This window comes from Halopenitus sp. POP-27 (assembly GCF_029889855.1).
Taxonomy (GTDB): domain Archaea; phylum Halobacteriota; class Halobacteria; order Halobacteriales; family Haloferacaceae; genus Halopenitus; species Halopenitus malekzadehii.
On record NZ_JARANU010000028.1, the window covers coordinates 1 to 13,804 of the forward strand.

Consider the following 13,804-nt stretch of genomic DNA (forward strand, 5'->3'; position numbering starts at 1 on the left):
CACCGGACCCCCCCCCCACCAAACCACCGCCTCCGAGCCCGTTCCCCCCCGTTCCGCCGTCGCCGGCGGCTCCGCCGCCGAGTTCCGCCTCCAGGTCGGTTCCCCCGCCGAACCCGTCGCCGCTCAACCCGTCGCCCCCGCCGCCATAGCCGGCGTCGTCGGACAACGGATCGGTCCCCCCCGATTCGCTGGCCTCGTCATCGCGGAGTCGGTCCAAAAAGCCGGCTCCGATGAGCCCAAGCACGGTCCCCCCCGCGACCGTCGGTAGGGCCCAGACTGATGTTTCGAGCGCCATTGTGCGTGCAAACGGCCGTCCACCACTTCAATGTACCTCTGTCATTATCAAATTTGATTCTATATGGTTGGTTAATTGATAAGATGTTCCTTGCAAGCCGGCCAGCCACCGTCGATCGGCCTCACTCGGCGGTATCGATGTCCGACCCGACCCAGTTCCACGATCCGCCGTCCTCAGTTCCGTCGTCGGGAGTGACCTTCGACTCGGCGTCCGTGTCGGTTTGTCGGTCGGCGGTCGGATCCGTGTGTGGATCGGCATCCGGGTCCGCACTCGGACTGGAGCCCGATTCGGCCTCTCCGGTCCGGCTGCTCGTTCCAGGTGTGCCGTCGAATCCCGGAACGCGGTCGTCAGATCCGGTCGACCCGTCAGCACTTCGGGTCGAGGCTTCATCGACACCGTGCGTGCGATCGTCGACGCGATCGCCAGCGTGGGCGGGTCCGTTCCGACTGCGGTCTCCGCGGCTCCGGTCTCCATCCCCGGCCGTGTGCCGGCTGGTCGCCGTCTCGTCGCGCTCGGCGTTCGCGTCGGTTCCAGTGTTCGTGCCGGGGTCGGCGTCCTCGTCGGTTACGTCGGCGGCCGCCGCCGACCCATCGCCGGTGTCGATCCGGAGGCCGCCGTGGGCCTCCGCGACCCGCAGCAGCTCGCCGATCGAGTCCTCCGGCGAGAGGTCGTGGCGGTCCAGGTACCGCTCGAGCGTGCCCGGCGGGTACTGCACCGGCAGCTCGGCGGCGGCGACCAGGATGCCGAGCGCCTCGTCGGGCGGCGCCTCGCTGGCCGCGTGTCGGGTGAACCACGTGAGCAGCGTCTCGAAGGCGGCGGTCACGTCGTTCGAGACCATCCGGTGGCGAACCACCTCGTCGTCGACCGAGAGGGTCGCGTCGAACCCGTACGCGAAGCCGTCCTCGGAAAAGGAGGTCGCCAGCCAGCGACTCACGTCCTGGGAGGTCACCACGTCCCGCGACTGGTCGCGCTCGGTCGCGTCGGTCGTCGTCGCTCCCGCGGCGTCGTCGCGTGCGGCGTCCGCGTCCGGGCTCGTCTCGCCGTCGGCGGCGTCGCCGAGCAGGTCCGCGAGCGACTCCTCGTTCTCGGGGACCCGCGGCGGACCCTCGCCGGCCGACACGACGTACCGCCCGTCGTCGATCTCGGTGACGCGCTCGTCGCGCGTGAAGTCGAGATCGTCCGGGGTGAACGCGGAGCCGTCGTCGGTCATTCGTGTTGTGGGGTCCGTGTAAAAACGTAATAAAACGGGTGGTCGCGCTACAGTTCGACGGCGTTACCCGAGAGCGACTCGGGTGCGCGCAGTTCGACGGCAGTCACGGCGCCCGAGGGTGTGGTAACCCTGAGTTCTACTGTGTTACCCGTTGAGAGTCCAGTACTGGCGTCGTTGACTGCTTCGATGTTCTGCAGATCGAGTACGATCTGGTACTGTTGTTCGTCGGAGAGTATGTTGTCGCCACTACCCGTTATCTCGGTCGTAGTGAAGTTCGATCCGTCCGCACCACTATCGCTATATCCAAGCGTCGTTCCGCCGTTGCTTCCGACGAGATCGATCGTCGTCTCTGAGAGGTTGATGTCGTTTGCTCCCGGGCTCTTCGTGATCGATATCTTTGCGGTGTTCACGTTACTTCCGTCATGATCCCCGACTGAATTGAACACCTGTATCCGGTCGGTGACCTGTTGGGTACTTTCCTCGCCCGTTGCCTCGGACTGTTCCTGGAGGAAGCCGGCGGTGTTGATGAGCACGCCCGCAGCGATCGCGGCTACGAGAACCATCGCGATGAACACGATGAGGGTGCCGATCCCCACCTGCCCGCGTTCCTCGTCGGCGTCAGTGATGAACTCGAACATTACAGGAACACCGTATCCCCGTCGTCGAAGCTGTCCGGTGCACGCACGGTGACCGTCGTCGTTGCTCCGGATGCCGTCGTGAAGTGGAACGTCGCTTCCTGTCCTTCGGTGAGTGTGGCAGAGGAGAGTTGGATCTTCAGGCGATCGTTATCGCTGGTGAGTGCGGTTCCCGAATTATCACCGACACCGTATACGTCTCCGCTTGCAAGTTGTGTCGTTGATGAACCACTGGGATCGATGATCTGCACTGTTGCATCGGTGAGTTCGATTTCACTCGATCCGGGACTCTTAGTGACGGTGAAGTTGAAGGTGTCTAAATTGCTGGTACCATCAGTATCAGTATCTTCTCCAACCGTTCCGATCACCTGGACTCGATCGGTGACCTGCTGGGTACTTTCCTCGCCCGTTGCTTCGGACTGCTCTTGGAGGAAGCCGGCGGTGTTGATGAGCACGCCCGCGGCGATCGCGGCCACGAGCACCATCGCGATGAACACGATGAGGGTGCCGATCCCCACCTGCCCGCGTTCCTCGTCTTCCGTTATGCGTTCGAACATTGTGTCTACGCCCGTGGTCTCCGCACGGACATACTCGCCACGAGGGAGACACCCCGCATAAACCCTCGTCCCCGATTTTCATACGTGATAATAAACTGCAGTCGTGCGGTTTGGGGTCGGCTCCGACCCTGGATCGGCGTCGTTCGGGCTCGTTTCGGGGGGCGCGAGATATCGATCCTGAGGCCGCGTGACGCCGGATCGATGCGGGACTCGTTTCCGCCCCGTCGTTCCCGATCGGTTCCGATCCACGCTTCCCGGTCTGTTTCGGCCCTCCTTCGGTTGGGAACCCATCGCTCGCTCAGCCCCGTTTATATTTCACCCCGGCGTCGTTGGATCGGTATGATCCTCGATTCGATGGCGGTGGCGGGGGGCGTGATCGCCGTCTTGTTGTGCTGTAGCGCGTTCTTCTCGGCCAGCGAGATCGCGATCTTCTCGCTGGAGCGCCACCGGATCGCGGCGCTGGCGTCGGGGCCGGACCCCGACGGCGCCGCCCTGGCGCGGCTGCGCGAGGACCCGCATCGGCTGCTCGTGACGATCCTGGTGGGCAACAACGTGGTCAACATCACGATGGCCAGCCTGGCGACGGCCACCCTGGCGGCCGCCTACGGCCCCGGTGCGGGCGTCACGATCGCCACCGCCGCGATGTCGGTATTGATACTGGTCGTCGGCGAGATCGCTCCTAAATCCTACGGGGTCGCCAACGCCGAGCGCATCGCCCTCCTGGTCGCCCGCCCGATCGCCGTCTTCGAGCGCGTCATCTCCCCGGTGGTGACCGTCTTCGAGGGCGTCGTCTCAGTGCTCGACCGGCTGACGGGATCGCAACCCGCCGCCGCGACCGAGCTCACCCGGGCCGAACTCGAGCGGCTGATCGCCACCGGCGAGGACGTCGGCGCGATCGACGACCGCGAACGCCGGATGGTGCAGGGCGTCTTCGACCTGGAGACGACGAGCGTCCGCGAGGTACTCGTCCCCCGCCCGAACGTGATCGCGGTGGCCGAGACCGCGTCGCTTTCGGCGATCGTCGGCCTGTGCGCCGACGAGCGCGTCACGCGGGTACCCGTGTACCGTGATTCCCTCGACGACGTGGTCGGGATCGTCGACGTCCGCGACGCCGAGCGCGCGCTCCGGGAGGGGCTGTCGCTCGCGGACGTCCTCCGCGAGCCGGTCATCGTGCCCGATTCCCGGCGCGTCGACGCGCTCCTCGCCGAACTCCAGACCCGGCGTTCCCCGATGGCCGTCGTGGTCAACGAGTACGGCGAGACCGAGGGGATCGTCACGATCGAGGACGTCCTCGAGGAGATCGTCGGCGAGATCGCGGAGGTCGGCGAGCCGCGCAGCCTGCGCCACACCGACGACGGCCTGCTCGTCAACGGCGAGGTGACCGTCGGCGAGGTGAACGACGCCCTCGGGATCGAACTCCCGCGCGCCGGCGATTACGAGACGATCGCCGGACTCGTCACCGCCCGTCTGGGCCGGCTCGGCGAGGTCGGCGACGTCGTGGCGGTTCCCGAGGCCAGCGTGTCGATCGCCGTCGAGGCGACCGACCGGAACCGCATCGAGCAGGTCCGCGTGCGGCGTGACGACGCAGCCCCAGCTGGGTCGACACACGATGAGTCGGAGACATAGGTCGACACGGCGTCGACGCCTCCGGGTCGTCCGCGTCTTCGGTTCCGCCGCGATTCTCGCCGCCGCTACTCCGAGTCGCCCGTTACTCCGCGTCGTCCGTCACGCCCGCGGCGCACTCGCGGATCAGGCCGTCGAGGGTCTCCGGCGTCGTGGGGTGGTACGCGCGGTCGGGGATCTCCCGGACGTCGAGTTCCATCTCGACGGCGAGCTGGAGCGTCTTCGCCATCACGTCGGCATGGTGGTGGAGGCCCTGCCAGCCGAGCACCGTTCCGTCGTCGGCGTCGACGACGAGCCGGCCCAGCCCGTGGGGCACGTCCTTGGACTTGAAGACGCCGTCGTCGCTGGCCTGCCGGGTCGCCGTGACGATCGAGTGGCCGGCCTCGACGGCCGACCGGGGAGTGTGGCCGACCCGGGCGAACGGGTAGACCGCGGCGCCCGAGAAGATCACGTGGTGGTGGACGTTTCCGTACGGTTCGATCGGCTCGCCGCGTGCGTGCGCGAGGACGTTCTCCGCCGTTTGATACCCCTGCTCCTTGGCGACGTGGAGGATCGGCTCGCGGCCGTTGGCGTCGCCGACCACGAAGGTTCGGTCGTCGTTCGGGGGCCGCATCGTCGCGTCGATCCAGTCGTCCGCCGGCGACAGCGACGTGTGCTCGAGCCCGAGCCGGTCGAGGTTCGGCACCCGACCGGTGAAACAGAAGATCGACTCGGCCTCGACCGGGTCGGGGCCCGCGTTCCCGTCGGCGTCGACCAGATCGAGGCGGATCCCGTCGTCGGTCTCCGTGACGCGCTCCTCGAAGACCGCCGTCCGGATGTCGATGTCGAACTCCTCGCGGTAGATGTCGAGGAGCGCGTCGCCGAACTCGGGGTCGGCCTCGTCGATCGGGCGCTCGTCGTGTTCGATCACGGTGAGATCGACGCCGGCCTCCGCCAGGTACGGCGCCATCTCCAGGCCGACGTAGCCGAACCCGAGCAGGACCGCCGACTCCGGCAGCTCGGTCGCGTGCAGCAGGTCCTTGCTCGTGTGGTACCCCGCCTCCTCGAGGCCCGGGATGTCCGGAACGTTCGGCACCGATCCGGTGGCGATCACGACGTAGTCCGCCTCGATCGTGCGGCCGTCCACCTCGATCGTGTGATCGTCGACGAACGTCGCGGGGGCGTGGATGAACTCCGCGTTCTCGTCGTCGGCGATCTCGTGGATCGACTCGCGTCGGTGGCCGGCCCAGCCGCGCGTCCGGTCGTTCTTCTCCGCGACGATCCGGTCGAGATCGAGCCCGTGTGGGTCGCCGGTCAGCCGGTCGTCGACCCGCCCCTGGAACCGGTGGCCGGCCGCCGAGAGGAGCTCCTTCGAGGGCATACATCCCTCGAGGATACAGAGTCCCCCGCCGGGCTCGCCGTCGTCGATGAGCGTGAGCTGGTCGATCCGCGTTCCGACGGCGGGGGCAAGTCCCTCCGCGACTGCGGCGCCGGCGCTCCCGTACGCGCCGATCACGACTACGTGCATACCGATCCTCGCGCTCGGGCGGTAGTAAGCGTTGTCCACCGCGACCGTGGTCGGTTTTCACTGCGACCGTGGTCGGTTTTCACTGCGACTGTGATCCGTTATCACTGCGACCGTGATCGGTTATCACTGCGACCGTGGTCGTTGTCCACCGTGACTCGGTCCGGTCACCGTCGCCGACGTTGACTCATCGCTCCCGCGCGTCGTGGTCCGCAATCACGGCGTCGACCTCCTCGCCGGTGACGATCGCCGTTCCGCCGTCGATCCGGCCGGTCACCGCCGCGGTGGCTTCGCCCCGCTCGAGCGCGTCCGGGACGTCGCCGCCCGCGATCCGTTCCGCCAGGAACCCCGCGACGAACGCGTCCTCGGTGCCGGCGGGGTCGCGATGGGTGCCGTCGATTGCGGGTCCCTCGTGGACCGATCCCGCGGCGATCGCGACCGCGCCCGCCCCCTCGCGCGTGAGGACGACGGTCTCGAGGTCGAACTCGGTGCGCAGCGAGTGGACGATCTCGACCGCATCGCCCTCACACGACAACACCGTTCGGGCCTCGTGTCGCGACACGAACAGCGTGTCCACGTGGTCGAACGCTTCCCGGTAGACGTCGGCAGCCGGTTCGGCTCCGCCGTTCCGGTCGTTCCCCGTCGGTCGGTTTCGCTGGTCCCCACCCGTTGATCGGCTCCGGTGGCGGAGCGCGAACGACCGTCGAACGCCCGCCTCGCCGGCGGTGGCGAGCAGGTCGAGCGCGGTCGAGCGCGCCCGGTCCGAGGCAGCAAGCGTCGCGCCGCTCGTGTGAAACCGGTCGGTCGACTCCACCACGCCGCCTGGCAGCTCCGCCGGGGTGATCGTGGTGAACGCGGACCCATCACGGTCGTCGATCGCCGCGGTCACGCGCGCGTTCGCGCCACGATCATCATACACCGTCCCGACGCGGTCGGTGTCGGCGTTGCCGTCCGCCCAGGCGACGCCGGTCCGGACGCCGTGGCCACGAAGCGCCGCGACGACCCGGCGTCCAAGCGCCGAGTCAGGCAGCTTCGAGAGCCAGGCTGCGTCGACGCCGAGCCGGGCAGCCCCGATCGCGACGTTGCTTTCCGGTCCGCTCACCCGGACGTCCAGGGACGGGGCCGTTTCGAGCCGATCGCCACGCGGCGGCGAGAGTCGGACCGTCGTCTCCCCGAACGTCACCAGATCCGTCACCGCTCCCACTCCATACCGAGTCACTCAGAAGCCGGCTATATAGGTGATACGGCCGATGATGTCTCCAGATTGTCACTTATTCCCCACGATCTGCGGGTCGGCGGCGCCCGCACGATCACCCGGCGCTCCGCTACTCCCGTCGACGCCCCGTATGGCCGGGATAGTCCCGCTCGAACCGGTCGGCGATCTCCCCGTCGTCGAACGCGATGATCACGGGCCGGCCGTGCGGGCACGCGTAGGGGTTCACACAGTCGTCGAGCGCCGCGAGCAGCTCGACGATCGACCCCTCGGTCAGCGACGTGTTGCCGGTCACGGACGGGTAACACGCGAGATCCGCGAGCAGCTCGTCGACCACGTCGCTGACGGGCGCATCGTCCGCAGTGGTCTCGTCGACCAGCGATCCGAGCACGTCCCGGAGGAGTTCCGGATCGAGGGTCGCGTCGAAGACTGCGGGCACCGCCTCGACGACGATCTCCCGATCGCCGGCCCGCTCGGCACGGAACCCGACCTCGTCAAGGTCGCCGAGGAACTCCTCGAACAGCGCCGCCTCCCGGGCGGTCACCTCGATCGACACCGGCTCCGCGAGCGCCTGGGCGGGGGCGCCGTCGGCGAACACGTCCTGGAGCCGCTCGTAGTTGACGCGCTCGTCGGCCGCGTGTTGATCGATGAGTACCAATCCCTCGGGGGACTCCGCGACCACGTACGTCTCCCGATGCTGGCCGAGTATCCGCAGCCGCGGCAGCGAGTCGTAGGCCCGCTCGACGGCGGTCGTTCCACCGATCGGTCCCGTCTCGCCCGCTTCAGTGGTCGCGGGATTAGTGGACGCGGGATCAGCGGCCGCGGGATCAGCGGCCGCGGGATCAGCGGTCGATCCCGCGGAGTCGTCCCCGGCACCCGGGAGCGTCCCCTGGTCGGTCGGCGCACGGATCGAGCCCGAATCGCGGTCCGTCCTGTCGGGCGTCCCGACCGAATCGGTTCGGTCCGGTTCGGTCGCCCCGGCGTTCGTTTCCGTCTCCGCGGGCGTCTCGCTTTTCGTCGTGTTCGTCTCGTCCCCGACGTCCCCTGACGCGGCTCCGTCCTCGTCCGATTGCCACCGCCTCGGTGACGGCGAGACGGTCGCGGCGTCGGCGTCGATCGACGTGTCATCCGTCATCGTTCCGGATTCGGGCCTGGACGTCGGGTCGGAGTCGCCGAGTCCGGAGACGGACCAGGCGTCCCCGTCCGTCGGGGAGACCTCGCTCACCCCACCACCGTCCGCACCGTCAGGGTCGTCCGTCGCGTTCGCCTCCGTCGCGTCCGCGTCTCCCGCAGCGTCCGCGCCTCCCGCAGCGTCCGCAACCTGCTCGTGTCGGGTTCCGGCGCCGCCGACCGCCTCCTCGTCGGCGGACGCGCCCTCGCCCGGTGACACGCTCGTCTCCGCGGGCGCCGATCGACCACGGGGTGCCGTCGACCGGATCACGCCGTGGTCGAGGAGGGCCGACTCGACCGCCGCCGAGACGGTTTCACGCACCGCCGCCGGCTCGTCGAACCGGATCTCGAGCTTGCGAGGATGCACGTTCACGTCCACCGTCCCGGCCGGGAGATCGACGAACAGGACGGCGAAGGGATACCGATCCGGCGCGAGCTGGCCGCCGTAGGCGTCGACGACCGCGTTTCGCAGGATGCTCGCGGTCACGTAGCGGTCGTTGACGAACGTCGAGAGATACTCCCGGTTCGCCCGCGTCGTCTCCGGGTGCGAGACGAGCCCGTGCACGCGCTCGACCGGCGTGCCGGCCAGGGGGGACGGGGATCCGGCTTCGCCGCCCCCCGGCGTCTCGTCGTCCACCGTGTACTCGACGGGGATCATCGACGTGGCGACGTCGCGGCCGTAGACCGCGAGCACCGCGCTCTCGAGGTCGCCGTTCCCCTGGGTGGCGAACGTCTCCCGGCCGTCGTGTTCGAGCGACACCGCGACGTCGGGGTTCGCGAGCGCGTACTGCGTGACGACCCGATTGACGTGGTCGAACTCCGTGGCGTCCGTCTTGAGGAACTTCCGCCGGGCCGGCGTGTTGAAGAACAGATCCGCGACCTCCACGGTCGTTCCGACCGGACAGCCGGCCGGCTGAACCGCGCCGATCTCGCCACCCTCGACGGTCAGCTCCGCCCCCGCATCCGGCGCGAGGTCGACGTCGGTTCTTCCCCCTTCCCCCTCCTCGTTGCGCACGCTCGAGTCGTGCGCGTCCGGCCGGGGTCGCGACCTGACGGTCAGCCGGGAGACCGCGCCGATCGTGTACAGCGCCTCGCCCCGGAACCCGAGCGTTCCGACCCCCGAATCGAGGTCCTCGATGTCGGCGATCTTCGAGGTCGCGTGTTCGGCGACGGCGTCGGGCAGTTGCGCCGGTGGAATGCCGACGCCGTCATCGCGCACCCGAATTCGGGAAGTTCCCCCATCGGTCACCGACACCGAGATCCGGTCCGCACCGGCGTCCAGGGCGTTCTCAACGAGCTCCTTGACCACCGACGCCGGCCGTTCGACGACCTCGCCGGCGGCGATCCGCTGTACCGTCCGCTCGTCGAGGTGTCGGATCGACGACGCGTCGGAGCCGCTCGCGGACCCCGTTCCGGGTTCGCCCTCATTCATACATCCCTCGTCGGCGGGCGGTCCACTTGAACGTGCGGTCGCACCGCCGCTGTTACAGGGTCGGTAACACCAACTCGGGTGTGAGACAGCCGACAGCGGATACATATAGGTCGCCGACGCGCCAATCGTGACTCGCGAGCGACCGGCGATGCTCGCGATGCCGCCGTCTGACGACCCGGCCCTCCTGCCGCCCTACCACGCCGCAATCCCGCGATCGGCGGCGCGTTCACGCGACGTCCGCTTCATCCCCGACATCGGCATCGGCATCCATGCCGTCTCGTCCGGTCGGATCGCTGCCGTCGTCGTCGATCACGTCCTCGAGCGGCCGTGATCGATCCTGGACGCGATCGAACCACGCGAGCACCCACTCGTGGACCGATTCGTCGGTACACTCGAACAGGGCCCGTGGCGTGTTCTGGTCGTCGTAGGCCATCAGACACGTCCGTGGCCCTTCGCGGTCGGTGAACAGGCCGACCGGCAGCGGATCGGGATGGACGCGTACCGACACGTCACAGCGGTCGAGCGCCCGCTTGAACGCCTCGGGAAACGACTCGGTCGACGTCTCGAGGACGCGTTCGTCTATCACGAGCTGGATGCTCGTCTCCCGCCCGAGCAGCTCCATCGCGGCCTCGTTGAACGTCCGCGAGACGATGGGCGAGACGCTCCTGACGGCGGCGTCTTCGGTCTCCCCGAACCGATCGATCAGCCGGTCGACCGGCGCCAACGGGTCCTGGGCCGAGGCCACCGTCAGGGATCCGTGCTCGAAGGCCGCCGACGGCAGCTCCGTGGCGATCGGTTCGGCGTTGGCGGCGAACGGCGCGAACTCTCGCGCTCGCGCGGTCGCGTCAAGCAGGTTCTCGTAGGCGTCACACACCCGTTCGCCGGTCGCGGTCAGCCGGTAGGTCGCGTCCCGTTCGACCACCCATCGGCGCTCCCGAAACCCCGCAAGCACGCGTTGGACCGTCGTTCGCGTCGACTCGACGCGTCGCGTGATCGCCGCCGGGCGCAGCGGCTCCTCGCGGATCGCCCGGAGTATCGCGATCCGTCCGGGCGACCCCGCGAGATAGCGGACGTCCTCGTGTGCGTCCTCGCTCGGCATCGGTCGCGTGTTCGGCAAAGGTCCTCAAATACGTGTCGCCACGGGCGAGACGTCCCCTCGATCGGCGCCTCGATCGGCGTTCTCGAGGCGGGTTTCCACGACCGGTTCGGGACGCCGTCGACCGTGCCCGCCTCCGCACGCCGTCACGCCCACGGCGTTGCGACGATCGTCATCGTGGTCCTCGTTCCCGCCCGGCGGATGCGGATCTCGAGCGCGACCGCCACGATCGTCGTGGTCCCCGCGCGGTCTTGCACGACGACGCCGCGATCCGCCTCGCAGGCGCCGAAGACGCGGTTCGGGCCGCCCGGGCACGCTGACTCGGCACGCGACGTTGCGACGGCGGGTGCGACCGTGACGGCGAGTACCGTCCCGTCCTCGAGGGATGCCCCCTCGATCACGTCGAGATCGGCGTCGAGGCCGTCGCGGTACGCGGACACCGCCGCGTCGCGGGCGCTCCACTCGTAGGCTCCGGCGATGTCGCCCTCCCGGACCGTAACCGTCCGATCGATCGTCTCGATGACCGACGATCCGGTTCCGCTTTCGGGCCCCGCTCCGCCGGCGGCCCCCGATGTCCCGGTCGTTTCGACGGCCGGTTCGCCGTCGATGTCGCCCGCATACCCGAGCTGTAGATACGCGAGCGACAGCGGCACGAGCGCCAGCGCGAGCGTCACCGCCGCGAGCAGGACGAGCTGGCCGCGGTCGTGGCCGCCCGAGCCCGATCGCCCCGTTCGGGGTAGGGTCATCGCTCACCCCCGTCACCGTGTCGCGGATCCGGCGATCGCCGTTCGTCGTGCCTCACCGCGAGTCGGCCCGAACGTCTCACCGCGAGCCGTCTCGGGCGCCTCACCGCGAGCCGTCCGAGACGCATCACCGCCAGCCGCCCACCGCGGTGACGCCTCATCGCCACACCGCCACGACGATCCGGCCGTTTCGGGTGGCTATCGCCGATCGGCCGACGGTGGCGTCGGGCGGCGGCGTGATCCCGACGTCTCCGTGAGGCGTTTCCACGTGGTACTGGAGCCGGTCGGGAACGAGCGCCTCGGCGCGAGCGTCGATCGCGTCGCGCTCGGCCGCGAACGTCTCCGCGGTCGCGATCGCCGCGGGAAGCGGTCGCCCGGCCGCGGTCCCGTCGCCGAACCCCGCGCGCCCCTCGTTCGCGAGCACCGTCGCGACGTCGGTCGCCGAGGCATCGAGGTCCGCGGTGGCCACGCCGGGATCCGCGGGCGCGACCGCGAACGAAGTCGCGATCGCCAGCACGAACGTCACGCCGATCGCCGCCTCGATGGCCGACAGCGAGAGTTGACCGCGCGTCCCCGGTCGACCGGCATCGAGGACCACGGTGGGATCGCTCCCGCCCCGTTCGCAGCTACGCATCGACGGTCACCGTGATGACGATCGGCGTCCGTCGTTCCCGTTCGACCCGCAGTTCGACCACGCCGGTCCCCTCGAGGACGAGCCGGTCGGTGCCCTGCCGCGGCAGGTCGATCGTCGTCGATCCCCGGATCCCGTTCGGGCGATACAGCACTACCCGATCGTCGACCCGAACCGTGGTGACGTTCCCCGAGCGAGCCTCGACCGTGAGGCGTCGCGCGGTCGCGGGCAGCGCTCGTTCCGCCGCCGGATCGACGGTGATCCGATCGGTTCGGGTTTCCGAGCGTGCAAGCAGCGCGATCCGGCTCGCGGTCGTCCCTCCACGGACCGACCCCCGTTCCAGGATCGTCCGGTCCTCGACCGTCCAGTCCGCGATCGCATCGCCGGCGAGGCGGATCCGGATCGCTCGGTCACGAACCGCCGGAACGGCGTCCTCGATCGCCGTGATCGAGATCGCCAGCGTTGCGTTCCGGTCGAGCACGGTCCGGCGCCGCGTCGTCGGCCCCTCCGGATCGACGAGGGTGTCGGCGACCGTGACCGCCAGTCCCCGGCTCGCGACGTCGCGTTCCGCGGCGGTTCGGGCGTCGTCGGCGATCGTGACGGCGAGGACGGTCGCCGACGCCAGGATCACGATCGCGACGGCGAGCGCCGGCAACGCCGCCTGTGCACGGCTTCGGGATCGAGAACGATTCCCCCCTCCAGTCCCCCGGTTCGGTGGCCCGGCTATCGGTGTCGTCGATCGCCCGCCCATCGGCGTCGTCGATCGCCAGGTCATCGGTTCACCAGCTCCACGGTCAACCCCTCCTCATCCCGCTGGACAACCACGATCGTCCGCGCGTCGCTTCGCCAGGTGCTCGGTGTCCCTGACGGCTCCGTCGGGAACGCAAGCCGTCGTCGGTCTCCGACGGCTGGATGTGGATGTTCGAGCGTGAGCACGCCGTCCGCAAACCTGACCCGGTAGGACTCACCCCGGATCGTCTCCGGAAGGTCGACCGTCGTCCGCGTCGTCGCCGATCGGACCGTCGACGTCCCTGATGCCGGTGGAACCGCCGACGTGACCGTATGGTCGGCCGCGGTCAGCGTTCGGTCGCCGATCTCCTCGGCGACCGCCGACCGGTACTCCGGGACGACGCCCCCGTAGAGGGCCGTCGACAGCGTTGCTACGAACAGCACGACGACACCGACCTCGAGGAGTTTGCCCGCAACCGGCGTCACGGCGCGGGCCCGGATCGGTCTCGATCCGCGGTGTCTGCCCCGTTCCGCCCCCGACCCGCTCCGTGACCCGATCCCGATCGACGGATCACGTCCCATACGCCACCTCCAGTTCCAGATCGACGGTGCGGACGAGCAGGTATCCCTCCCGATCACCCTCGACGGTCGCCACGACGCTTTCGTGGTCGTCGCCGGCGAACTGCCGCCGGTCGATCGCCAGGATGGGTTCCGATTCGGGGTCTGTGGTGGCTGCTCGGTCACCGGTCCGTCGAACCGCCCGCTCGACCGCGGCCGGGTTCGCCGTCTCGATGGCGATCCGAAACGGGCCCGTTCCCAGGTCCCGCTCGTCGTGGTCGACCGCCAGTCGCAGGCGGGCGACGCCGCCCGCCGTCCCCGATAGCCCGCCACCCGTTCCGCCCGTACCGATCCTGACAATAAAACACATCTGACGCTGCCGGCTCAACGACTAGAGTAGAACTCGGT

The 13,804-nt window shown here is 69.0% G+C and carries 13 protein-coding genes and 1 pseudogene; 1 reads left to right on the forward strand and 13 read right to left on the reverse strand.

What is annotated here, in order from left to right; genetic code table 11:
• The 4 genes and pseudogenes from OQF70_RS13135 to OQF70_RS13150 all read right to left on the reverse strand — a co-directional run.
• Nucleotides 1-295: pseudogene (locus OQF70_RS13135) on the reverse strand (flagella accessory C family protein); the annotation flags it as partial.
• Nucleotides 296-416: 121 nt separating this feature from the next.
• Nucleotides 417-1,505 carry a hypothetical protein gene (locus tag OQF70_RS13140; RefSeq protein ID WP_280538148.1) on the reverse strand — a complete coding sequence of 363 codons (1,089 nt, stop codon included), beginning with the start codon at nt 1,503-1,505 and terminating at the stop codon, nt 417-419.
• Nucleotides 1,506-1,552: 47 nt separating this feature from the next.
• Nucleotides 1,553-2,143, reverse strand: coding sequence for an archaellin/type IV pilin N-terminal domain-containing protein (locus OQF70_RS13145; RefSeq protein ID WP_280538150.1), 591 nt, complete (start codon nt 2,141-2,143; stop codon nt 1,553-1,555).
• On the reverse strand, nt 2,143-2,658 hold the full coding sequence (locus OQF70_RS13150; RefSeq protein ID WP_321169499.1) for an archaellin/type IV pilin N-terminal domain-containing protein: 516 nt from the start codon (nt 2,656-2,658) through the stop codon (nt 2,143-2,145). Before OQF70_RS13150 ends, OQF70_RS13145 begins: the two co-directional genes overlap by 1 nt.
• Nucleotides 2,659-3,036: 378 nt before the next feature.
• On the opposite strand from OQF70_RS13150, the gene OQF70_RS13155 reads away from it, so the two are divergent.
• On the forward strand, nt 3,037-4,323 hold the full coding sequence (locus tag OQF70_RS13155) for a hemolysin family protein (RefSeq protein ID WP_280538154.1): 1,287 nt from the start codon (nt 3,037-3,039) through the stop codon (nt 4,321-4,323).
• Nucleotides 4,324-4,405: 82 nt separating this feature from the next.
• Here OQF70_RS13155 and OQF70_RS13160 read toward each other — a convergent pair whose 3' ends face one another.
• The 9 genes from OQF70_RS13160 to OQF70_RS13200 form a co-directional block, all read right to left on the reverse strand.
• A complete protein-coding gene (locus tag OQF70_RS13160; protein ID WP_280538156.1) occupies nt 4,406-5,827 on the reverse strand; it encodes an NAD(P)/FAD-dependent oxidoreductase in 1,422 nt (473 codons plus the stop codon).
• Between the two features lie 184 nt (nt 5,828-6,011).
• A complete protein-coding gene (locus OQF70_RS13165; RefSeq protein ID WP_280538158.1) occupies nt 6,012-7,028 on the reverse strand; it encodes a sugar kinase in 1,017 nt (338 codons plus the stop codon).
• Nucleotides 7,029-7,149: 121 nt separating this feature from the next.
• Nucleotides 7,150-9,639, reverse strand: a complete 2,490-nt coding sequence (gene mutL / locus OQF70_RS13170) for a DNA mismatch repair endonuclease MutL (RefSeq protein ID WP_280538160.1) — start codon at nt 9,637-9,639, stop codon at nt 7,150-7,152.
• Between the two features lie 226 nt (nt 9,640-9,865).
• A complete protein-coding gene (locus OQF70_RS13175) occupies nt 9,866-10,738 on the reverse strand; it encodes a transcriptional regulator (protein ID WP_280538162.1) in 873 nt (290 codons plus the stop codon).
• Nucleotides 10,739-10,881: 143 nt separating this feature from the next.
• Complete coding sequence (locus OQF70_RS13180; RefSeq protein WP_280538164.1) at nt 10,882-11,481, reverse strand: hypothetical protein; 600 nt, start codon at nt 11,479-11,481, stop codon at nt 10,882-10,884.
• Between the two features lie 154 nt (nt 11,482-11,635).
• Nucleotides 11,636-12,112, reverse strand: a complete 477-nt coding sequence (locus OQF70_RS13185) for a hypothetical protein (protein ID WP_280538166.1) — start codon at nt 12,110-12,112, stop codon at nt 11,636-11,638.
• Nucleotides 12,105-12,764, reverse strand: coding sequence for a hypothetical protein (locus OQF70_RS13190; protein WP_280538168.1), 660 nt, complete (start codon nt 12,762-12,764; stop codon nt 12,105-12,107). The genes OQF70_RS13185 and OQF70_RS13190 overlap by 8 nt, the downstream gene beginning before the upstream one ends.
• Nucleotides 12,765-12,880: 116 nt before the next feature.
• On the reverse strand, nt 12,881-13,420 hold the full coding sequence (locus OQF70_RS13195) for a hypothetical protein (RefSeq protein ID WP_280538169.1): 540 nt from the start codon (nt 13,418-13,420) through the stop codon (nt 12,881-12,883).
• Nucleotides 13,410-13,766: a hypothetical protein gene (locus tag OQF70_RS13200; RefSeq protein ID WP_280538171.1), complete on the reverse strand. Its 357-nt coding sequence runs from the start codon at nt 13,764-13,766 to the stop codon at nt 13,410-13,412. The genes OQF70_RS13195 and OQF70_RS13200 overlap by 11 nt, the downstream gene beginning before the upstream one ends.
• Between the last annotated feature and the right edge of the window lie 38 nt (nt 13,767-13,804).